Annotated in this window: 20 protein-coding genes; 15 read left to right on the forward strand and 5 right to left on the reverse strand. The window is 42.4% G+C overall.

The genetic code is table 11. The annotated features are described in order from the left end of the window. The first annotated feature begins 61 nt into the window (after positions 1–61). Positions 62–3,589 (forward strand): methionine synthase, encoded by a 3,528-nt coding sequence (gene metH, locus PN457_RS15625; RefSeq protein WP_271734311.1) that lies wholly within the window; start codon positions 62–64, stop codon positions 3,587–3,589. A 76-nt stretch (positions 3,590–3,665) separates the two neighbouring features. Next, positions 3,666–4,967, forward strand: a complete 1,302-nt coding sequence (gene dcm, locus PN457_RS15630; protein ID WP_271734312.1) for a DNA (cytosine-5-)-methyltransferase — start codon at positions 3,666–3,668, stop codon at positions 4,965–4,967. Here the strand turns inward: dcm and PN457_RS15635 are convergent. Further along, positions 4,960–5,142: a hypothetical protein gene (locus PN457_RS15635; RefSeq protein ID WP_271734313.1), complete on the reverse strand. Its 183-nt coding sequence runs from the start codon at positions 5,140–5,142 to the stop codon at positions 4,960–4,962. The two genes, dcm and PN457_RS15635, sit on opposite strands and share 8 nt — an antisense overlap. 122 nt (positions 5,143–5,264) lie before the next feature. Next, on the reverse strand, positions 5,265–6,098 hold the full coding sequence (locus PN457_RS15640) for an Rpn family recombination-promoting nuclease/putative transposase (protein WP_271734314.1): 834 nt from the start codon (positions 6,096–6,098) through the stop codon (positions 5,265–5,267). A 55-nt stretch (positions 6,099–6,153) separates the two neighbouring features. On the opposite strand from PN457_RS15640, the gene PN457_RS15645 reads away from it, so the two are divergent. Together PN457_RS15645 and PN457_RS15650 are read left to right on the forward strand one after the other, a co-directional pair. Then, positions 6,154–6,870 carry a M15 family metallopeptidase gene (locus PN457_RS15645; RefSeq protein ID WP_271734315.1) on the forward strand — a complete coding sequence of 239 codons (717 nt, stop codon included), beginning with the start codon at positions 6,154–6,156 and terminating at the stop codon, positions 6,868–6,870. Next, entirely contained in the window at positions 6,867–7,508 is a 642-nt protein-coding gene (locus PN457_RS15650) for a PAP/fibrillin family protein (protein ID WP_271734316.1), read from the forward strand. Before PN457_RS15645 ends, PN457_RS15650 begins: the two co-directional genes overlap by 4 nt. On the opposite strand, the gene PN457_RS15655 is transcribed toward PN457_RS15650, so the two are convergent. After that, positions 7,489–7,962: a TspO/MBR family protein gene (locus PN457_RS15655; RefSeq protein ID WP_271734317.1), complete on the reverse strand. Its 474-nt coding sequence runs from the start codon at positions 7,960–7,962 to the stop codon at positions 7,489–7,491. The two genes, PN457_RS15650 and PN457_RS15655, sit on opposite strands and share 20 nt — an antisense overlap. Before the next feature lie 117 nt (positions 7,963–8,079). Between PN457_RS15655 and PN457_RS15660 the strand changes: the two genes are divergently transcribed. The 4 genes from PN457_RS15660 (at position 8,080) to PN457_RS15675 (ending at position 11,473) form a co-directional block, all read left to right on the forward strand. Beyond that, entirely contained in the window at positions 8,080–8,667 is a 588-nt protein-coding gene (locus tag PN457_RS15660) for a DUF3611 family protein (protein WP_271734318.1), read from the forward strand. Positions 8,668–8,996: 329 nt separating this feature from the next. Beyond that, a complete protein-coding gene (locus tag PN457_RS15665) occupies positions 8,997–9,161 on the forward strand; it encodes a hypothetical protein (RefSeq protein WP_271734319.1) in 165 nt (54 codons plus the stop codon). A gap of 159 nt (positions 9,162–9,320) precedes the next feature. After that, positions 9,321–10,103 (forward strand): ABC transporter ATP-binding protein, encoded by a 783-nt coding sequence (locus tag PN457_RS15670; protein ID WP_271734320.1) that lies wholly within the window; start codon positions 9,321–9,323, stop codon positions 10,101–10,103. A gap of 17 nt (positions 10,104–10,120) precedes the next feature. Next, a complete protein-coding gene (locus PN457_RS15675) occupies positions 10,121–11,473 on the forward strand; it encodes an MlaD family protein (RefSeq protein WP_271734321.1) in 1,353 nt (450 codons plus the stop codon). On the opposite strand, the gene PN457_RS15680 is transcribed toward PN457_RS15675, so the two are convergent. Next, positions 11,470–11,766, reverse strand: coding sequence for a DUF3288 family protein (locus PN457_RS15680; RefSeq protein ID WP_271734322.1), 297 nt, complete (start codon positions 11,764–11,766; stop codon positions 11,470–11,472). The two genes, PN457_RS15675 and PN457_RS15680, sit on opposite strands and share 4 nt — an antisense overlap. Positions 11,767–11,999: 233 nt before the next feature. On the opposite strand from PN457_RS15680, the gene PN457_RS15685 reads away from it, so the two are divergent. From PN457_RS15685 to PN457_RS15695, 3 genes are all read left to right on the forward strand, one after another. Next, positions 12,000–14,453 (forward strand): ATP-dependent Clp protease ATP-binding subunit, encoded by a 2,454-nt coding sequence (locus tag PN457_RS15685; RefSeq protein WP_271734323.1) that lies wholly within the window; start codon positions 12,000–12,002, stop codon positions 14,451–14,453. A 155-nt stretch (positions 14,454–14,608) separates the two neighbouring features. Beyond that, entirely contained in the window at positions 14,609–15,751 is a 1,143-nt protein-coding gene (locus PN457_RS15690; RefSeq protein ID WP_271734325.1) for an AAA family ATPase, read from the forward strand. Further along, entirely contained in the window at positions 15,748–16,506 is a 759-nt protein-coding gene (locus PN457_RS15695) for a DUF3226 domain-containing protein (RefSeq protein WP_271734326.1), read from the forward strand. Before PN457_RS15690 ends, PN457_RS15695 begins: the two co-directional genes overlap by 4 nt. 144 nt (positions 16,507–16,650) lie before the next feature. Here the strand turns inward: PN457_RS15695 and PN457_RS15700 are convergent, their stop codons facing one another. Beyond that, positions 16,651–17,385, reverse strand: coding sequence for a 2-phosphosulfolactate phosphatase family protein (locus PN457_RS15700; protein WP_271734327.1), 735 nt, complete (start codon positions 17,383–17,385; stop codon positions 16,651–16,653). Positions 17,386–17,644: 259 nt separating this feature from the next. Here PN457_RS15700 and PN457_RS15705 point away from each other — a divergent pair, with 259 nt between their 5' ends. The 4 genes from PN457_RS15705 to PN457_RS15720 all read left to right on the forward strand — a co-directional run. Continuing rightward, a complete protein-coding gene (locus PN457_RS15705) occupies positions 17,645–18,064 on the forward strand; it encodes a BlaI/MecI/CopY family transcriptional regulator (RefSeq protein WP_271734328.1) in 420 nt (139 codons plus the stop codon). Between the two features lie 2 nt (positions 18,065–18,066). After that, positions 18,067–18,906 carry a M56 family metallopeptidase gene (locus PN457_RS15710; RefSeq protein ID WP_271734330.1) on the forward strand — a complete coding sequence of 280 codons (840 nt, stop codon included), beginning with the start codon at positions 18,067–18,069 and terminating at the stop codon, positions 18,904–18,906. A gap of 304 nt (positions 18,907–19,210) precedes the next feature. Beyond that, entirely contained in the window at positions 19,211–21,283 is a 2,073-nt protein-coding gene (locus PN457_RS15715; protein ID WP_271734331.1) for a peptidylprolyl isomerase, read from the forward strand. A gap of 551 nt (positions 21,284–21,834) precedes the next feature. Continuing rightward, a partial coding sequence (locus PN457_RS15720) for a Calx-beta domain-containing protein (RefSeq protein WP_417006614.1) occupies positions 21,835–23,172 on the forward strand: 1,338 nt, incomplete at its 3' end.

A 23,172-nucleotide genomic window follows, 5' to 3' on the forward strand; every position in this document is an offset into this window, starting at 1 on the left:
CAATTTGGGAAAATAATAAAATAGAACACTACAAGACTGAAGTAATTTCCTGTAGGAAAATATGACTCATCCGTTCCTAGAACATCTGCATAGTCCCAACCGCCCAGTTATCGTCTTTGACGGTGCTATGGGAACCAACCTGCAAAGTCAAAACCTGACTGCGGAAGATTTCGGCGGTCCAGAATATGAAGGTTGTAACGAATACTTAGTTTACACCAACCCCGAAGCCGTCGCCAAAGTACACCGAGACTTTCTCGCCGCTGGCGCTGATGTCATTGAAACAGACACCTTTGGAGCCACATCCATTGTACTAGCAGAATATGACCTAGCACAGAAGACCTATGACTTAAATAAAACAGCCGTAGAAATAGCCAAGAGGGTCGCCGCTGAATTTTCCACCCCAGACAAACCGAGATTTGTCGCCGGTTCCATGGGACCCACAACCAAACTCCCCACCTTGGGACATATTGACTTTGACACCCTCAAAGCTAACTTCGCCGAACAAGCCGAAGCCCTCTTTGATGGTGGAGTTGATTTATTTCTGGTAGAAACTTGTCAAGACGTACTGCAAATCAAAGCAGCACTCAATGGTATTGAAGAAGTTTTTAGCAAAAAAGGTGAACGTCGCCCGCTCATGGTATCCGTTACCATGGAAAGCATGGGTACAATGCTAGTAGGTTCAGAAATCAGTGCTGTGCTGACCATATTAGCACCATATCCCATAGATATTCTGGGTTTGAACTGTGCCACAGGGCCAGACCTGATGAAACCACATATCAAGTATCTCTCAGAACATTCACCTTTTATCGTCTCCTGTATACCCAATGCCGGTTTACCTGAGAATATTGGTGGTAAAGCACACTACCGCCTCACACCGTTGGAATTACGCATGGCATTAATGCACTTTGTTGAAGATTTGGGTGTCCAAGTGATTGGGGGTTGCTGTGGGACACGTCCAGAACACATTCAACAATTAGCAGAAATTGCCCAAAACCTGAAGCCAAAAGTCAGACAGCATAGCCTAGAACCAGCCGCAGCATCAATTTATTCCACTCAGCCTTACGACCAAGATAATTCCTTCTTAATTGTCGGTGAACGTCTCAACGCCAGTGGTTCCAAAAAATGCCGTGATTTGCTCAATGGAGAGGACTGGGATGGACTAGTATCTATGGCTAGGGCCCAAGTCAAAGAGGGGGCACACATCCTTGATGTCAACGTCGATTATGTAGGACGTGACGGTGTGCGAGATATGCACGAACTGGTATCACGCATTGTCAATAATGTTACATTGCCCTTAATGCTCGACTCCACAGAATGGGAAAAAATGGAGGCGGGGTTAAAGGTAGCCGGTGGTAAGTGTTTACTCAACTCCACCAACTACGAAGATGGCGAACCACGTTTTTTAAAAGTGCTGGAGTTAGCTAAAAAGTACGGCGCTGGGGTAGTTATTGGTACTATCGATGAAGATGGGATGGCGCGGACAGCCCAGAAAAAGTTTCAAATTGCCCAACGTGCCTATCGTCAAGCTTTAGAATATGGTATACCTCCCACAGAGATATTCTTTGATACTTTGGCTTTACCTATTTCTACCGGGATTGAAGAAGACAGAGCCAACGGTAGGGCTACCATTGAATCAATTCGGCGGATTCGCCAAGAATTACCCGGCTGTCATGTAATCTTAGGTGTATCTAATATTTCCTTTGGTTTGAACCCAGCAGCCAGAGTTGTACTCAACTCCATGTTTTTACATGAAGCAATGACAGCTGGTATGGATGCAGCCATTGTCAGCCCTAACAAAATTTTACCTTTGTCTAAAATTGCAGACAACCATCAACAAGTTTGTCAGGACTTAATTTATGACCGGCGTAAATTTGAGGGTGATGTCTGCGTTTATGATCCTTTAGGAGAACTTACCACCTTATTTGAAGGGGTAACTACAAAGCGCGAAAAAGGTGTAGATGAAAGTCTCCCCATAGAAGAACGCCTCAAACGTCATATCATCGACGGCGAACGCATTGGTTTAGAAGCACAGCTCACAAAGGCTTTAGAACAATATCCGCCTCTGGAAATTATCAACACCTTTCTTCTAGATGGGATGAAAGTTGTGGGTGAGTTGTTCGGTTCTGGACAAATGCAATTACCTTTTGTTTTGCAGTCAGCGGAAACCATGAAAGCTGCGGTTGCATATCTAGAACCCTTCATGGAAAAGTCAGAATCTGGTAATAATGCTAAGGGCACCTTTATCATTGCCACGGTTAAAGGTGATGTCCATGATATTGGTAAAAACTTGGTAGATATTATCTTATCTAACAATGGCTACAAGGTCATTAACCTGGGTATTAAGCAACCGGTGGAAAATATCATCGAGGCTTACCAACAACACAAAGCTGATTGTATTGCTATGAGTGGGTTGTTAGTCAAGTCTACCGCTTTTATGAAGGATAACTTGGAGGCTTTCAACGAAAAGGGAATTACTGTTCCTGTAATTTTAGGTGGTGCGGCCTTAACTCCCAAGTTTGTGTATCAGGATTGCCAAAACACCTACAAGGGTAAGGTAATTTATGGTAAGGATGCTTTTGCTGATTTGCATTTCATGGATAAATTAATGCCAGCTAAAGCTGCTAATAATTGGGATGATTTCCAAGGATTTTTGGATGAGGTAGAAGCAGAACCAAAAATCACCACCTCCCCAGCACCTAGTACCCAGTCTCCCGCACCCAGTGATGCCCAACCTGTAACTATAGATACCCACCCATCTGAAGCTGTGGCGGTAGATATTCCCCGCCCCACACCGCCTTTTTGGGGAACTCAGTTATTACAACCTGCTGATATTCCCATTGAAGAAGTTTTGTGGTATTTAGATTTACAAGCTTTGATTGCTGGACAATGGCAATTCCGCAAGCCAAAGGAACAGTCTAAGGAGGAGTATCAGGAGTTTTTACAACAGAATGTTTCTCCGATTTTGGAGGGTTGGAAGGAAAGGATCATTACTGAGAAGTTGCTACATCCCCAGGTAATTTATGGGTATTTTCCCTGTCAGTCTCAGGGGAATACTTTGTATATTTATGATTCTCACCATCCAGAGTCAGAGGTAAGAGCCTGTTTTGAGTTCCCCAGACAGAAGTCTTTAAGGCGGTTGTGTATTGCTGATTTCTTTGCACCCAAAGAGTCGGGGGTAATTGATGTCTTCCCCATGCAGGCGGTAACTGTGGGAGAGATAGCCACGGAGTTCGCCCAAAAGTTATTTGCTGATAATAAGTACACAGATTATCTGTATTTTCACGGTTTAGCTGTGCAGGTGGCTGAGGCGTTGGCGGAATGGACTCACGCCAGAATTCGCCGGGAGTTGGGTTTTGGTGCTAATGAACCGGATAATATTCGGGATATTTTGGCACAGCGTTATCACGGTTCGCGGTATAGTTTCGGTTATCCCGCTTGTCCGAATATGCAGGATCAGTATAAGCAGCTGGAGTTGTTGGAGAGCGACAGAATTAATCTGTATATGGATGAAAGTGAGCAAATTTATCCAGAACAGTCTACGACGGCGATTATTGCTTATCACCCTGTAGCTAAGTATTTCAGCGCCTAGTTATACTCCCCCCTTCCCAATGGGATGGGGGTAATTCAGGAATTGGCCTGATTTTAATAACACAGGTTTTAAAAGTATGCAAAAAATTAGATTCGTGGATTTATTTTCAGGGATAGGAGGAATTAGATTAGCCTTTGAACAAGCTGCTCATGGATTAAATATAGAAACCGAATGTGTTTTAAGTAGCGAAATCAATACAGATGCTCAACTAGTATATGCAAGAAATTTCAATCACCAGTCTTTAGGTGATATCCGAATTATAGATAAACTACCAGAACATGAAATATTATTAGCCGGGTTTCCTTGTCAATCATTTTCTTATGCTGGCAAAAAAGAAGGGTTTGGCGACACCAGAGGTACACTATTTTTTGAAATTACTAGATTGCTTGATACATATAAACCACAAGCTTTTATTTTTGAAAATGTTAGAGGTATTTATAGTCATGATCAAGGTAAAAGTTTGGCAACGATCAAACACGAAATACAAAAAAGAGGTTACAGCTTTGATGCTTTTTTACTCAATAGTGCAAATTTCGGCTTACCCCAAAATCGAGTGCGGATTTATTTAATTGGCATTTTAAATGCTAATCCTGTATTTGATTTGATGTCGGATGTTGGACCAAAAGATTCTCATAGTTATAATGATAATCAGTTATCTTTATTTGATCAAACAAAAAAAAATGTGAGTGTTTGTGATATTTTAGAAGATAATCCTAACAGTAAATATGACTGTTCTCCAGAGTTTATTAATGCCTTAAAACGGATATTTAACCATGATTTAAATCGACTTCATGGTGTAAGGCTAATTGATTATAGAGGTGGTAAATCTATTCATTCTTGGGAGTTAGGTTTGCGTGGTGAATGTACTGTAGAAGAAATTGCATTGATGAACCGTTTTATCTTAAAAAGACGTAACAAAGAATTTGGTGACATACAAGACGGTAAACTACTGACTCAAGAACAAATAGCTAGTTTCTGTGATTATCCTAATTTGGCAGATGTTTTGAATTCACTAGTTACTAAGAAATATTTGAAACTGATTAATGGTAAATATAAACCTTTATCTGGTAATTTTTCATTTGAAGTTTATAAATTTTTAGATCCTAGGAAAATTTCTGTGACATTGGTTGCTAGTGATGCTAATAGATTAGGCGTTTATCATAATCAGCGAGTCCGACGAATAACTCCCCGTGAAGCAGCACGTTTACAGGGTTTTCCAGATAATTTTTTACTTCATCCCAATGATGATAAAGCTTACTATCAATTGGGAAATTCGGTAAGCATTAATGTAGTTAAGGCTGTCGCAGAACAAGTGTTGGTAAAAATGTTTTCTGGTTCTCAAGTAAAAATAGAAAAGACTCAGCAATTAGTTAGATAAGTAATTGTAGAACGGTGACTTTTATCTTAGCCGCTACAGCAACACCTGCATCTGTAAAGATGGCTACAATCCACTTATTTACTAAATCACCTTCTGATATTAAACCATATTGATCAATTGTCGCCAGCGATCGCATCCCAACTACCTTCAGGTAACTGGTAACAATACTCCTCAACTGGAAATACAGCCATCTGAGTGAGGTAAACTAGGGCAGGCAGGATGCCCACCCCACAAGATTTATGATATTAAGGTGTGTACTTTATTTATTTACTTGAAAACTGCTGTAAGTCAAATTGCTTAGGTGTTATGCTGTGCAGCAAGGCGGACAGCTTCTAGGTCAACATTAAGCTGTTGAGCAATCTGTTCTAGACTCATCCCTGTTTTTAGTAACAGTGGTACAGCTACTTTCAGTATTTGTTGACGACCTTCTTGGCGACCTTCTTGGCGACCTTCTTGGCGACCTTCTTGGCGACCCTCAGCTTTAGCTTCTTGATAGACTCTGGTTTGCTCTAAAGTCAGTCCGAGCATAGCTTCCACTTCCTCTCTACTTAACGAAGAAAACTTGTAAACAGCAATTGTGGTAATAATATCAATAATTTCTGTTTTTAGCCGTGCATCCTCTGACTCTAATTGTACTCGTTCAATTAATTTTTTTGCTTGGTCTGCCATCGTTTGCTCTGATGCGATGGTCAACTGCATTAAATTAATACCTATACGCTGCTGATTGGGATTACCTAATTCATCTAGATAAACTCGCTGTACTTGGTTGCTGTGGAAAAACAGACGATGAGTTTTTGTATCCCTTGGTTCTAAACTGCGGTCTGGGAAAATTACCACACAATACCAGTCATCGTATTCAGACTGATTGCGGTTTAAATACATCAGCAACTCAGTAAAGAAGCGATGGTAAAGACCTTCATCTCGTTGAAATTGCACTTCTGCAAATAAGATAATCCGGGGTTTTGCATCCTCTGGGGGTAAAAACACCCCATCTATACGAAAAGAGGTTTCTTTGACTTCAACTGACTCAAATCGATAATTCTGTGCTTGTTCAGGACGGTAATCAATCAGTTCAAAAATAACCGATGGAAATCGCTTAAAAATTTGGTAATAAATCGAGTCCCGTTTCATGAAAATATTTACATACTAGGATGGTTATAATCTTTGACACTGAGTAGAAAAACTGATGAGACCTTATCACCAAATCCCTATATTAGAATGCGGTGAACCACTTGCGGCAATTCCTTTGCAATTATTTGCAGTGGAATCTCCCCATCCTTATGAAAAATTGGGCGCACCCTATGGGGGATATTCTCCTTATTATTTGCGCGAAAGTGTGGTAAAAAATTTAATTCAAGCCCAAAATTATTTACAAGCAATTCATCCTGGTTGGTATATCCAGATTTTTGATGCTTATCGCCCTGTGGCTGTACAACAATTTATGGTAGATTACAGTTTTGCTCAAGCTTTACAACAGCAGGGATTAACTGAGGCTGAGTTATCACCACCACAACTACAAGCAGTTTGGGACTCGGTTTATGAAATTTGGGCGATACCCAGTTGGGATGAAAAAACTCCCCCTCCCCACAGTACGGGTGCTGCTGTAGATATAACACTGGTGGATGATAGGGGGGAAATAGTCGATATGGGTTCCCCTATTGATGAGTTGTCAGAGCGATCGCACCCGGACTACTATCTTGATAGTCACCACCCACAAGCCGCAACATATCACGCCCATCGGCAATTATTGTATAATGTGATGTTAAAAGCTGGATTTCAACGCAACCCTAGGGAATGGTGGCATTTTTCCTTGGGTGACCAGATGTGGGCTTGGTTGTATAATCAAAGTAATCCGGCTAATTCTTTCACAGCACGTTATGGCCGGAAAATATTTGACCCTTGAATAATCGACTTTTATTACAGCAAAAACTCCAAACTTCCCTAGAGGAGATACAAACTAAACGTAATCTCAGTTCTCCTCTGACTGATTTACAGCTAGGTGAAACCTTAGCTGCAGAAATTGCTCAATTAGCTACGGAACTAGAAAGTTATAATCCCCATCCCCAACCTCTCCTCAATGCTACTTCTGTGCTGAATGGGGGGTGGAAGTTGCTGTACTCCACAGCTAGAGAAATCCGTTCTTTAGATTCCCTCCCCCTAGGATTACAGTTAGGTCAAGTTTATCAGGTAATTGATGTTACCAACAAACGATTTTTTAACTTAGCTTTTGTGAAACATTCTTTGGGGTTAGTTTCTGGATATGTGAAAGTAACAGCTAGTTTTGCACCAGCAACAGAGCAACGCATCAACGTAGATTTTGATCAACGCTATCTATCCATTGAGAAGATTTTGGGTTTTGATACTCCCCAACTTAACCCGTTTAAAGTAGTTCCTGCTAACAATCCTCAAGGGAGAGTCCCTACTTTAGATATTACTTATTTAGATCAAAGTTTCCGCATTGGACGGGGAGGAGATGGTAGTTTATTTATTTTAAGTAAGGCTGAGGATCTAAGTCGAATTCTCAAGCATCTTGAGGATTAAGGTTAATCATTTTCCACGTGGTATATGTACCAATGGGACTCCACAACAAATAGGGTATCAATAATACTGCTGCAACTCTGTAAACAGGTAAAATTGCTACTGTCAAAATCAGACAGATGACAAAACCTGTACCACCAATAATCGTACCCACCCGCAGACTACGCAGCCAAAACATTACCGGTGTATAGGCGATGGTGACAATTTCTAATAGTAAGTATAAACCCATGAGTAACCAAGTTCGTCCCGTACCTGGATTACTTTCCCAGACTATATAAGCTGACCAACCACCACAAATAAATATTAAAGTCCAAATTACTGGAATTGCTCTCTCAAAGGTTAACCATCGCGGTCTACGTAAGCGCCTAAACCATTGTACGTCGCTGGGTGTAATTAAGTTAGATCCTAAAGCTATTAACAAAGCTACACCCCCTATAACCATCCAGGATCTGATCATCTCTTTTATCCTTTAGGATATTCAATATTGATAAATATTAACTGCAATTCTGCCTCTGGATGATTACATTCACTACAGCAGCAAATTATCATCTAGGATGGGGGTAGGGTGAAAAATATGGAACCAAATACAGAAGTGCGATCGCTAGCACCATCGCACCACAATAGAAATAGACAGCATAAAATCGCCACTCAAATTCGCCTCACAGGGTGGATTACCCTATGGGTACAATTAGCATTAGCCCTAGTTTGTACCTTATTGCTGTTATTTGCTTCTCCTGGGCGTGAATTTGCTCAACAACCGAACCCAGGCTTTGGAATTGGTGTATTCTGGGTTGTCACCTCAATTTTATTCTTATTATTCAGCATATTTTGGGATTTTCGTTACACCCGCATAGGTAGACGCTTAGACAATCCTAACCCCACTCTCCACCCCAGTAAAGTAGATACCACCAGAGCCATCCGCATGGGTGTAATGGTGGGTTTGGTGGGAATACTCCTGAGCATTTTAGGCGCTACTACAAGCGTGAGTGTCCTAGTAGCAAAAGCTGTATCCCAACCCCCAGGAGTAGCGATTACTGACCCTAACAAAATCATTCGCGCCCTGGATGTGTTTATAGTAGTCGCTAATATTAATGGTATTGCTGCTCATTTTGTTGGTACAGTTGCTTCCCTATGGCTACTGGAAAAAGTCCATCAACATTAGTATGGCAGCCCGTCCTGTCAGAACAACTACCTAGTACAATTAGGACTTGAACAAAGGGGAAAATATCCTCAAGTTTGATCTCAATCACCAAGCTATATTAGTTACTGAATACAGCACTTTCTACCTAGATAAAATACAGATATTAATTATAAAACTATTGTGGGGTGGGCATCCTGCCCGCTAAGAGTGTACCTCACCTAGATGAAATCCGCTGTATATAGTTCAGAATTAATGATACTCTAAATGGTAAAATGTTGGTGTAAATTGCTTATGGATAGGTTATAGTACCCATTCTCCACTCCAGAAATAATCAAACTACTGTCAGATTTATGCCATTTTCTGACATCAAACTGGCTGCAGGGGGTAGATTGGTGTTACTAGCGACCATGGAAGGATTGCAAGGGGTAGAACACAGGACCATGCTACCACGTGAATATTTAGTGCGCGTGGAAAAGGCTATTTCAGAAGAAGCAGTTTTTGAGGGTGCGGCTTGAATTTCCCGGATATGCTGCTTTGCTATACCCATTGGCAATCTGATAAACCAATTACCAGCTATTTTAGAGTATCCTCTCTATAAACATCAAGCCTATCGTTGAGTGATTAAATACCAAGTTTCCACTTATATTCTCTAACTACCCCCTAATTAGTGACCAATGAATGAACCATTAATTGAACTCAAGGGTATTTCTAAGTCCTTTGGTAGCAATAAAGTCTTAGATAATGTGGATTTGACAATTTATCGGGGGGAAGCCGTAGGGATTATTGGGCCTTCAGGAACTGGTAAATCAACGGTTTTAAGAATTATTGCGGGATTAATGGCTCCCGATAGCGGAGAAATTTACATTCAAGGGGTACGGCGAGATGGGTTAATTGAGGACAGTACTGATCCTATTGGTATTGGGATGGTGTTTCAACAGGCGGCTTTATTTGATTCCTTGACAGTAGATGAAAATGTCGGCTTTTTACTGTATCAACATTCCAAGATACCGCGATCGCGCATTCAAAAACTGGTTAAGGAAAAATTAGAAATGGTGGGTTTATCGGGAATCGGCCATCTCTACCCCTCTGAATTATCGGGGGGAATGCGAAAACGGGTCAGTTTTGCTAGAGCCATTATTTCTCATCCCGATCATCCCACCGACGGGCCACAAGTTTTACTATACGATGAACCCACCGCCGGACTTGACCCCATTGCTTCCACAGTCATCGAAGATTTAATTCGTCAGTTACAATTAACACAGGGTGTGTGTAGTACCTATGTGATTGTTACCCACCAAGATAGTACGATTCGCCGCACAACTGATAGATTGGTATTCCTTTATCAAGGTAAGGTGCAGTGGCAAGGTACAGTTAGTGATATAGATACCACAGACAACCCATTAATTAGACAATTTATCAGTGGGAGTGTACAAGGACCTATTCAGGTGGCTGGGTAGGTGCATGGAGGAAAATTATGCGAGATATCAGAACTAACAGCTTTGCGTCTAAGCGCACATTACGAGAAGGCTCGGTAGGGTTGCTCATCCTCATGGGTTTGGGAGCATTTGTGATGATTGTCCTCTGGTTGAATAGACTCACACCTGGAAAAAATTCATATAAATTCATAGTGGAATTTGCTAATGCTGGCGGTATGCAAAGAGGCGCACCAGTCCGTTATCGGGGTGTGAAAGTCGGTAATATTTCCCAAGTTCAAGCAGGGTCAAATGCTGTAGAGGTAGAAATTGAAATTGCTCCCGCTGACTTGATGATTTCCCGTGATGTGGTTATTGAAGCCAATCAGAGCGGGTTAATTAGTGAAAGTATTATTGATATTACACCCACAAAATCTCTACCTACTGGCGTGGCGATCGCTAAACCACTAGATGATAACTGTGATCAGACCCTAATAATTTGTAATGGTTCACGCTTACCAGGTAATATTGGTATCAGTATTGATGAACTAATTCGTAGCTCAACCAACTTAGCCACCACATACAATGACCCGCAATTTTATCAAAGACTCAATCAACTTTTAGAAAGCTCAACAGCAGCAGCTACCAGTATCGCAGCCCTAAGTGAAGATATGCGAAAATTAACTAAAACTTTTGAGGGACAAATAAGTACGTTTTCGGATACTGCCAACTCAGTACAACAAGCCACAAATCAACTGACTGCATCCGCTACTAAAACAGTAGATCAATTAGGTGTGACAGCAAGTGAATTTAGTTCTACAGCTAATCAAGCTAATCGGTTATTAAATAACCTAGATGAGCTAGTCACAAGCAACCGCAGTTCTTTAGTTGGTGCTTTAAATAATATTACTGAAACTAGCAACCAACTCCTAGTTACAGCCAATACCCTATCACCAGCGGTTAATCAATTAGCTGAAGGTGAATTACTCAAAAACTTAGAAAACCTTTCGGCCAATGCAGCCGAAGCCTCAGCTAATTTACGCGATGCTTCTCGAAACCTTAATGACCCTCAAAACCTTCTGCTCATCCAGCAAACCTTAGACTCAGCACGGGTAACTTTTGAAAATACCCAAAAAATTACATCAGACTTAGACGAGTTGACAGGTGATCCGGCTTTCCGGCAGAATCTCCTGCGGTTAGTCAATGGTTTAAGCGGGTTAGTGTCTTCTACACAACAGGTGCAGCAACAAGTTCAAGTAGCTACTACCTTAGACTCCCTCAAAACAGCCGCCAGCACACCTAATTTTGAAGTTTCTCCCCCACCCATTGTTAATTCAGCCATTCCCGCATCATCCCCAGAAAAGCTATTAAAGCAGCTGCGGAAGTATGGAGAACAAAGAAATGGAGAGGACTAATTCCAATCTTCCTCTGCTTTTTTGCCGCGACTTTGATAAATTCCCCCCAAATCATGAATTTGGCGAGTTTTATCAAAAAGTTCCGCCTCTGTCAAACCCCACTGCTGCATGACTTTATCCAGGTCTTTTTGAATGTCTCGCGCCCCGGGAAAGCCTTGATAACGAATTCTTAATCTGGCTAATTCTGCTAAATTGTAGTCTGTTGCCCCTTGAGCGAGTAAAATGTTAATAGAGGGGCGATCGCGGTTATAGAGGGGATGTTGTTGTTCTTTCTCACCGTGGGATTCTGACATGATTTATACCTTTGATGGAGTAACTACTTGATAGCAATTCTAGAGTTAAAAGTTGTTATATTCCCCCATAATTAATCATGACGGCAACCACACCTCACCTCATACGGGTCTCACTACTGCCATGCAAGTTTAAATAAAGATACATTATCTTTAAGAAAATACAAAAAAGTTTAAATGAGGGTGAATATATAGCTCACCCAACGCCCAAAGCAGCAAGGGAGCAAAAACCCATTATGTTTGAACACTTCACTTCCGAAGCCATTAAAGTAATTATGTTATCCCAGGAGGAAGCACGTCGCCTGGGGCACAATTTCGTAGGAACTGAACAAATTCTCCTGGGTCTAGTGGGAGAAGGGACTGGGGTTGCTGCTAAAGTATTAGCCGAATTGGGTGTGACTCTCAAGGAAGCACGTCGGGAAGTCGAAAAAATTATCGGGAGAGGTTCTGGTTTTGTACCGCCAGAAATTCCTTTTACCCCCAAGGTAAAAAGCTTATTCGAGCAATCCTTTCGAGAAGCCAATAGCCTGGGACATAACTACATTAATACTGAACACTTACTCTTGGGATTAACGGAGGCTGGGGAAGGTGTCGCCGCCAAAGTCCTACAAAATATCGGGGTTGATCTGAGAAATATCCGCACAAAGGTGATCCGGCGTTTGGGTGAAGGTGGAACTGTGTTCGCTAGCACAGGCGGTACTTCCCCCCGCAGCCAAAACCTCAGCTTGGAAGAATTTGGCAGAAACCTGACTAAATTAGCCCATGAGGGTAAGCTTGACCCCGTAGTTGGTCGAGAAAAAGAAATTGAGCGTACTATCCAAATTCTCGGTCGCCGTACTAAGAATAATCCTGTGTTGATCGGTGAACCTGGAGTTGGTAAAACGGCGATCGCCGAAGGTCTAGCTCAACGCATCGCCCATCAGGATGCTCCCGAAATTCTGCTAGACAAGCAAGTAATTAGTCTCGATATGGGGCTTTTAGTCTCTGGAACCCGTTTTAGGGGTGACTTTGAAGAACGCATCAAGAAGATTGTTGCAGAAGTCCGCTCCGCAGGGAATATCATTCTGGTAATTGACGAGGTTCACACCTTAGTTGGTGCTGGTGGTACAGAAGGCGGCTTAGATGCAGCCAATATCCTTAAACCAGCCTTAGCACGGGGTGAACTCCAGTGCATTGGTGCAACTACTCTCAATGAGTATCGTCAGCATATTGAGCGTGATGCAGCCTTAGAGCGTCGTTTCCAATCAGTGTTAGTAGGGGAACCCTCAGTACAAGAAACTATTGAGATTATCTACGGCTTGCGGGGAGCTTACGAGCAGCACCATAAAGTACATATATCTGATCAAGCTGTGGTGGCCGCCGCTGAGTTATCAGACCGTTACATCAGCGATCGCTTTTTACCAGACAAAGCCATTGACTTAATTGATGAAGCAGGTTCCCGCGTGCGGTTGCGTCACTCTCGCACCTCTACAAATAAAGAACTCAAGCAGCAATTAGTCGGTGTCACCAAAGCCAAAGAGGAAGCAGTTAGACTGCAAAATTTTGACAGAGCATCACAACTGCGCGACGAGGAAATCAAACTCGAAGCCGAACTGCACGATGTATCACAAACTGAGCAATTTATCAAGTCCCCCGTAGTAGATGAGGAAGACATTGCTCAAATTGTCGCCTCTTGGACGGGCGTACCAGTGAACAAACTCACCGAATCGGAGTCGGAGTTACTCTTACACCTAGAAGACACACTCCACGAGCGGTTAATTGGTCAAGAACAAGCAGTTACCGCCGTATCCCGTGCTATTCGTCGCGCCAGAGTAGGGTTAAAAAATCCCCATCGTCCCATTGCGAGTTTTATTTTCTCTGGACCGACAGGAGTGGGTAAAACAGAGTTAGCCAAATCCTTGGCCTCCTACTTCTTCGGGGCGGAAGAATCTTTGATTCGCCTAGATATGTCCGAATACATGGAGAGTCATACTGTTTCCAAGCTCATCGGCTCACCTCCAGGTTACGTGGGATACAACGAAGGCGGTCAACTCACAGAAGCCGTGCGCCGCAGACCTTACTCAGTGCTACTATTCGACGAAATCGAAAAAGCGCACCCCGATGTATTCAATATGCTGCTGCAAATCTTGGATGACGGACACCTCACAGACGCTAAAGGTCGGAAAGTGGACTTCAAGAATACCCTAATTATTCTTACTTCCAACATTGGCTCTAAGGTGATTGAAAAAGGTGGCGGTGGTTTAGGCTTTGACTTTGAGACTGAACAGGATGCTAACTATAACCGCATTCGTACCTTAGTTAATGAGGAACTAAAGGCTTACTTCCGTCCTGAATTTCTCAACCGCTTGGATGATATTATCGTCTTCACCCAACTGGCTAAAGATGAAGTCAAGCAAATTGCGGACATCATGCTCCGGGATGTTGCTACCCGCTTGACTGAAAAAGGCATTACTTTACAAGTCACAGACCGCTTTAAAGAGCGTGTAGTCCAAGAAGGCTATAGCCCCAGTTATGGCGCTAGACCCTTACGCCGAGCAATTATGCGCTTATTAGAAGACCCTCTGGCTGAAGCTATGCTTTCTGGCGAAATTACCGATGGAGTTACAGCGATCGCCGATATTGACGATGACAATCATGTAACCATACAAGGGTCAGAAAAGCGAGAGTTACTCTTGGCTAATGCTGGTTAAGACCTCAAAGGAATATTTTAATTCAGGATTTCCCCCGGTAATTATACCAGGGGATTTTTTTATTTACATTGATCTAGCAAACTTTTGAATCAAACTCAACAATCAAAGCATAAGTCAGATAAAATTGGATGGCTACAACCTCGGTTTAGTTTGGTATGAAAAATCTTGAAAGCTTAACCATCCACCAATTTCGAGGTTTACAGAACCTGGAATTACAGGATACAGGACAAATCAATATCCTTGTGGGAGTTAACAACGCCGGTAAAACTAGTGTACTAGAGGCAATCTCAACTTATTGTCGTCCTCTAGATTTATCTGAGTGGGTGTCAACAGCATCGCGGCGAGAAATATATCGTAGTAGTTCCAGGTTGGAAGCTCTCAAATGGTTATTTCCCCAGCAGAGATACACAAACCATACTCAGAATTACCAAGGAAAAATATTAATCTCTAGTACCGGTGATTTCCCAGTCACTAAATTAGAAGCAACCTACCAGGAACTTGAAGTAACATGGATATCCAAACAAACACTTGGTGATGACGAAATAAATGATAGAGATGAAAGTATAGAAGATGATTTTAGCAATCGACAAGGTGCAGAGCTGGAACTAATGGTTACTCCTGCTAGTTGTCAAACAGACTCGTGTCAGAATCAAGATGCAATTACCGCAAAGTTTCAAATATGGGACAATGATAGATTTATTCCTAAAGGAGGGCAAAAAAATTTAGCATTACCTGTTGCTACCATTACACCATTTTCTCATCGTGCAGAACGGTTTCAAATGCGGCTGCTTTCAGATGCTATCTTTCAAGATTTCAAGTCAGAGGTAATTAAATTACTTCAGTATATGGACTCGGGAATTATTGACCTTGAGCTTTTAGTTCCTCCAGGTCAAAGAATACCTCGTCCCAGTATATACATTAACCATAAACAAACAGGTATTTCACCAATTAGTGTTTTTGGTGATGGTGTGTCTCGGTTGCTAACCATGGCTTTAATGCTGGTCAAGGTCAAGGAAGGAATTTTGTTAATTGATGAATTAGGAACCGCCATTCATACTGAAGCACTACAGTTTTTCTTTAAGTGGTTGGTTAATTGGTCTCGGAAAATGAAAGTACAAATTTTCGCGACTACTCACAGCCTTGAAGTGATTGATGCGCTTTTAGTAGCAAATACTGACGATGATCAATTAGTAGTATATAGAATAGAACCCAATAATTCAGAGACTCATGCAGTTAGGTTGAATAAAACTATACTCAAAACACTTCGAGAGGAATTAGGACAGGAGGTTCGCTGGTGAGTCGGAAATATGCTCTGATCGGCGTTGAGGGACCCCATGATTTAGCATTTCTTAGCAAGGTTCTCAAGCTACTAAAATTCCAAGCATTTGATGGAAAAGAATCTAATTTAGACCCTTTCTGGGCAAAATTTAAACCAACTTATCCTAAAAAAGGGGGGAATTTGTATGAAAGGTTAGATATGCCAGCAATTTATTATACAGATAATCTCTCAGTTGCTATATATGCAGGTGGTGGAAGTAACCTAGCGAAACTTCTATTAGCTATTTTGGCAAATCATACCCCATATAAACAAGAAATTGTAGCATTTGGAATTATTGCCGATGCTGATCAAGATTCGCCAAATAAGATTGCTCAAGAATATAGTGGAAAATTCCAAGTATATTTTCCGCAATTTCCCACAGTAGGAGGAAAAGTAGATACAGATTACCCACGCACAGGTATTTATGTACTGCCAGATAACATAAAACAAGGTGTATTAGAAAATATCCTTCATAGTTGTGGCCATTCTGCTTATCCTGTCCACATGGAGAAAGCTGAGTCATATTTAGCTGAGTTTGATGCAGAACATAAGCTGGATTGGAAACCATTTGATCATCAAAAAGCTTTAATAGCTACAGTTGTCAGTGTCCTTAAACCAGGGAAAACTAATACAGTGAGTATTAAAGATAATAACTGGATTAGTAAAGACACTTGTAGTCAGGTTCCGGCTCTGGAAAATTTTGTAGAGTTTATCAAACAACTCTTAGATATATAAATATTAAGATAATTCACATACTGACCCAGATGTGATAAAGCATCTATGAGTCAAGATTAAGCCAGGGTAAACCTATAGAACAAAATATACCCCTTCCCAGATTGTAATCTAGAAAGGGGCATTGCAAGCAGAAACAATAATCTGCTATTGGCTTTTCAAAACTCCCGGCTCTTGCTGTATGGGTAAAACATCTAAAATATCCGCTTGAGCGCAATATCTTAAATCTTCATGTGACTCCAGACGTAACAACCTTTGACCATGACTAGCATGGTGGAATAATCCCAATAAGTCATTTTGCCATTGTGCGTAAAGAGCGATCGCACTAATTACTTCATCATTCCCAGCTAATTCGGCTGGTGAAATTTGGGACTGCGCCAAAACACTGTGAGCGATCGCCCCAGCACAAACTGTATCTTCTAAAGAAAAACTGCCTTCCCAACCAGAGCCGACAATCCACACAATCTCAGGTTGTTTTTCCAATAGGAACTTTACCACAGTCGCCCGATTAATCAAAGCGGCAGCAAGTACAATCGGAGAATCTTGTACACGTTGTAAAGCCCGAGTTCCATTAGTGGTACTGATAAATAAACGCCGTCCTTTAACTACTTCCGGTGTGCAATCAAGAGGGGAGTTACCTAATTCAAAACCAGTTACTTTCGCGCCGCCGCGTTCTCCGGCTCGGAGTCGTTTTTCTGGGGGCCAGTTTTCGCTGACCGCAATTAGTTGATCTAAATTACTGAAGGCTTGCACAGCTTCGCCTCCAGAAGCCAAAACAGTTGCTATTGTACTAGTAGCTCGCAAAACATCGACGACGATCGCGCAGTCGGGAGTTTTGTCGGTAGGAGTCAATTCAGGAGTGTGGTATATGAATAGCTTCACGCGGTGGATAAACCTGCTCTCAATACTATTGCCGAGATTACATTCTAATGGGTGTCATTTACCATGATCACAGTAAAAATCTGGGAATTTTTTATCGTCAGGCCAGAATATTTGTGATATGTGATTGCCAACTTGATGCCAAGAAACACAAATCAGGGTAATCTAAAAACATAATCAACCCCCTTCCTGACTTGGCAACATAGAGAGGGAATCTTTGTCATCCACTAGTCCCACCTCTCAAATTCGTGAGTAAATCAATATGGCACCCTTACCCGATTACCGCCCTAAACAATTATCTTTAGGACCCTTAGAAGCCGAAATTTTGAATATTATTTGGGAACTGGGTTCAGCTACAGTTAAGGATGTACACGATCGCATTCTCTTGGATCCTAACCGTGAATTAGCTTACACTTCTGTCACTACAGTTTTACGTCGCCTAACTGATAAGGGATGGCTCATATGCAACAAACAAGGGCGGGCGTTTTATTGGCAACCCCAGCTGACCAAGCAGCAAGCACAGGTAATTAAGGCTCACGAGCAGTTACAGCGATTTCTGGCTGTCGGTAATCCCGATGTCATCGCCGCCTTTGCTGATAGTCTGGATGAAGCCGCTAGCGACCAACTACAAGCCATCGCTAAACGCATTCAAGCCGCACGCCAAGCCAGGGAGGAACAATAATCATGCATCTGTTGATGATTTTGACTGCTTTCACAGTTGCTTGGAGTTTAAGAGTCTTTGGCAATCATCTCCAAGGTAGCTGGGATCTCCGGTGGCGGCGATCGCTGTTTTTGTTTCTTTTTCCCCCATTGTTAATTTTTATGACGGCGATCGCTGTCTTATTCATGGGACCCCAAGGCAAAATGGGGGGCGCACATACTGGCTGGTTAAGTTATGAACTAGCATTAATTTATCTGGCTTTTTTTGCCATTGTATGCATTACCCTAGGTTTCCAAGGTTGGCAATCTGTGGAGTCCGCCCGAAAATCTCCCTTAATTAATTTGCAGGGTAAACAAGTTAGATTATTGAATACAGACGCGCCCTTTGCTGGTCAAATTGGCTTTTGGCATCCAGAATTAGTAGTTAGTCAAGGATTACTGCAAACCCTCACCCCCGCCCATGTAGATAGTGTTTTAGCACACGAACAAGGACATTACCATTACCGCGACACATTTTCGTTTTTCTGGCTGGGTTGCATACGCGCTTGTACAAGTTGGTTACCTAATACAGATGTGTTATGGGAGGAACTCTTAGCCCTACGGGAATTACGGGCTGATAGTTACGCAGCCTCCCAGGTAGACCCTTTGCTTTTGGCAGAGTCATTACTAATGGTAGTAAGTAGCACCAGTGTATCCTCACCCATTTGCTGTGCAGCTTTAGGAGCTAATACAGGCAATCGCTTAGAACAAAGAATAGAGGCTTTATTATCACCACCAGCACCCACACCAGAAATCAATTACCACTCCTGGAACAGGTTCATTTTAGCATTGATACCATTATTAACAGTGCTATTTCATAGCTAAAATTGCTCAAACACTCAAACAGCGCAGCTAAAACCTACTCAAGTTGTACAGGCTGCTAAATAGATATAGCAATTCTAAATGATTCATGAACAATTTCTGTTCCCTGTTCCCTGATCCGGTGTTCCCTTTCCTCACTGATAATTTCTCAACTCAAATAGGATGACTATATCAATAATGATTAATTAGCAGCCTTTACCAACCCCCACCTACAAATATTAAAAAAAATCTGGGTTAACCTCCGAAGTTAGTAACCCCATAATTTGCAACTTATTATACTATATACCAAATCCGTAACAAGTCTTCTATGACCACTGCTCAAGCTTTAACAAACCTCTCTTTTCCCATTCTCACCACACCCATCAATGATATTTTTGTGGGAGTCAATGCTTTAGATACAACTCTAGATTTAAGTAATTACTTTGATGACCCTTATACAACTGGTCTAGTAGCTAATTTTCAGTTATCTAACCCATCCATAGGTAATGGAGTTATCAAAGTAGTCCTGTTTGACCAAGAAGGACTAGGCGCACCCAAAACAGTGCAAAACTTCCAGAACTATGTCAACAGTGGCAGTTATGAAAATACTATCATTCATCGTTCTAATCCTAACTTCGTCATCCAGGGTGGTGGGTTTACTGTCGATAATTTAAATCTGGGAATAGTTACCACCAATACACCGGTGGAAAATGAGTTTAGTCCACAGCGGTCTAATGTGCGGGGAACCATCGCTATGGCTAAACTAGGTAATAACCCCAACAGCGCCACCAGTCAATGGTTTTTCAACTTAGAGGATAATTCCAGTAATCTTAACAATCAAAATGGTGGTTTTACAGTCTTTGGTCAAGTCTCTTCTAGCAATGACTTAAATACAATTGATGCGATCGCAGCAGTGCCAATTTATAACGCTAGTGGAATTCACCCTGCCTGGAGTGATCTTCCTCTCATTGTAGATGACCCTGCACAACCTGAGATTAACAGGGACGATAATTTTATCCGTTATAGTAACATTACAATTCTACAAGAAGAAGAAATAGAGTATACCATAGTTAGCAACTCCCGACCCGATTTAGTCACTGCTAACATTAACGGACAGCAACTTTTACTCGATTATCTTCCAGAGCAAACTGGGAAAGCAGATATTTCCCTTCGTGGGACTAACTTGTTTGGTGAGTTTGTAGAATATGAATTTTCTGTCACAGTGTTACCCAATTCTCAAAGCGTAACTCTAGCGATCGCCCCCACCAACGCCTTACAACCAGAAGGGAACGAAGGACTCACCCCCTTTACCTTCACAGTCACCCGCACAGGGGATACATCTAACACCAGTACTGCCATCTGGGCGGTTACAGGTACAGGTGAAAACCCTGCTAATACAGAAGACTTTGGCGGAACCCTCCCCACGGGTACAGTCACCTTTGCTGCTGGGGAAACATCTCAAGTAATTACAGTCAATGTCAGTGGTGATACGGAAGTAGAACAGGATGAGACCTTTACCGTTAGCCTCTCTAACCCTAGCAACGGGATAATTACCACCGACACAACTACGGGGACAATTCAAAATGATGATACACCACCAGTGGAGAGCGATCGCCAACAAATCACATCATTAGACAATTTAACTGTTAGCCCTGGTGGTAATGTATCGATTCCCTTATTCTACAACACCTCCACAGGTGATAATACCCACACTGGTATTAGTTTACGGCTGCATTATAACTCTAATGAACTAACCTTCCAAGATGTAGAAAACCTCTTTGATAAGGATCTATTTGTCAACGTAGACAACCTAGCTGATAGTGGGGACTTTGACAACAACCCGAATACTGACAAGTTTATCCAATTTGGTTATGCTGACTCTGAAGGTAACTGGCCTAACCAAACCCTACCGTTAAAGTTAGGGGACTTTAACTTTACCACCAGTGGTAACTTTGCCGGAACTCAACTTAATGTGACTTCCGATAATTTAGCCCCTGGTTATAACCTAGAAGCAGACCCGATTTTTGTAGGTAAGCAAGCATGGAATCTGGATATTGACGGGAATGGAGAAATTAAAGCACTTTCTGATGGGATTATGATAGTGCGCCATCTGTTTGGTACTTTCCCCGGTGAGAGATTAACCGAAGGTGCGATCGCCCCTAACGCTACTCGCAACCTAGGAGAAATTCAAGCCTACTTACAACAAGGAGTAGATAACCAATACCTAGATGTTGACGGGAATGGAGAAATTAAAGCTCTTTCCGACGGGATTATGATAGTACGCCATCTGTTTGGTACTTTCCCCGGTGAGAAATTAATTGAAGGTGCGATATCGCCTGATGCTACCAGGGATTTAACCCAGATACAAGCATATTTAACTCAGTTTAGCACCGTAGTCTAGAACTAATTTCTGGTTTGATTGATACTTATCTCAGATTAAACACCGAATTAAAACAAGCCAACTTAGTTGAAGAGCAACAAATCATAGACATTGTTACCAGTTGGATGGAAAGTTGTTTTATAACCTTTAAAAAGGTATAATTATTATCTTAATAAACAGGTAACAATTGTCGGTGATGTCAAACTGCGATCTGCTCAGTGCAGCAGCGCTTATGCGATCGCATCCCGTCAAGATAATCAGATACATAATCTTCGGTGTCACACAGATCCCCGACTTCTGGACAAATTATATGAGATTATTCCAATTATGTAAGAAGTCGGGGATCTGACTCACCTGCGATCTGCTAGAGCAGCAGCGTTTCGCTATCGCCGTTGTAGGTGGGGTGAGGGTATCACTCGGATACCCTGTGCGATCGCACATAAACCTCATATTCTTATATGTAAATCATGGTAGGATAAAATCCACTGACATAAATTACTCTAAACAAGTTACATAAAAACATTGCTTAAAAGACCAACATCTTAGTTTAGGAGAGCTTGGGAGAAAATATTATGACAACTAATATCATCACCCGCATCGGCGGTTACGATACTTCTGGCGAGGCTAGGGGTGTACAAGTAGTGGGGAACTACGCCTATGTGGCTGATTATGATGGCGGATTGCAAATAATAGATATCAGCAACCCCACAAACCCCACCCGCACCCGCGGTTACGATACTTCTGGCGATGCTAGGGGTGTACAAGTAGTGGGGAACTACGCCTATGTGGCTGATAATCATGCAGGGTTGCAAATCATAGATATCAGCAACCCCACAAACCCCACCCGCATCGGCGGTTACGATACCTATGGACGGGCTTTGAAGGTAGAAGTAGTGGGGAACTACGCCTATGTGGCTGATTATGATGGGGGATTGCAAATAATAGATATCAGGGACCCCGCTAACCCCAACCGCATCGGCGGTTACGATACCTCTAATAACCAAGCTAGGGGTGTACAAGTGGTGGGGAACTACGCCTATGTGGCTGATAGTCGGTTAGGATTGCAAATAATAGATATCAGGGACCCCGCCAACCCCACCCTCACCGGCCGTTACAGGGAGAATTGGAGCGATGCTAGGGATGTAGCAGTAGTGGGGAACTACGCCTATGTCGCTTTTGAATATGGAGGATTGGAAATAATAGATATCAGGAACCCCGCTAACCCCACGCTCACGGGGGGTTACAATCCCCCTGGTAATGACCGGGGTGTACAAGTAGTGGGGAACTACGCCTATGTGGCTGCTCGTTTTGGAGGATTGCACATAATAGATATCAGCAACCCCGCTAACCCCACCCGCACCGGCGCTTACGATACCTCGGGTATTGCTACGGATGTACAAGTAGTAGGGAACTACGCCTATGTGGCTGATGGGGATGCAGGATTGCAAATCATCGATGTGAGTCAGTTTACTCAATCCCCAACTAATCAACCATCCATAGCAATCATCGCCCCCACTAACGCCATACAATCAGAAGGAAACACAGGTACTACCCCCTTCACCTTCACAGTTACCCGCACAGGAAATACCACAGGTATCAGCACTGCTAACTGGGCGGTTACAGGTACGGGAACCAACCCCGCCAACGCGGCAGACTTCGGGGGAACCCTCCCCACAGGTACTGTTACCTTTGCTGCTGGGGTAACATCTCAAATAATTACAGTGAATGTCAGTGGTGATACGGTAGTAGAACAGGATGAGACCTTTACTGTCACCCTATCTAACCCCAGTAACGCCACTATTACCACCGCTACTGCTACGGGAACTATTAGGAATGATGATGCGAGTCTCGCCATTGCAGCTACCAACGCAGTCAGAGGAGAAGGAAACACCGGAACTACCCCCTTCACC

The organism is Anabaenopsis arnoldii (genome assembly GCF_028331025.1).
GTDB classification, from domain to species: Bacteria; Cyanobacteriota; Cyanobacteriia; order Cyanobacteriales; family Nostocaceae; genus Anabaenopsis; species Anabaenopsis arnoldii.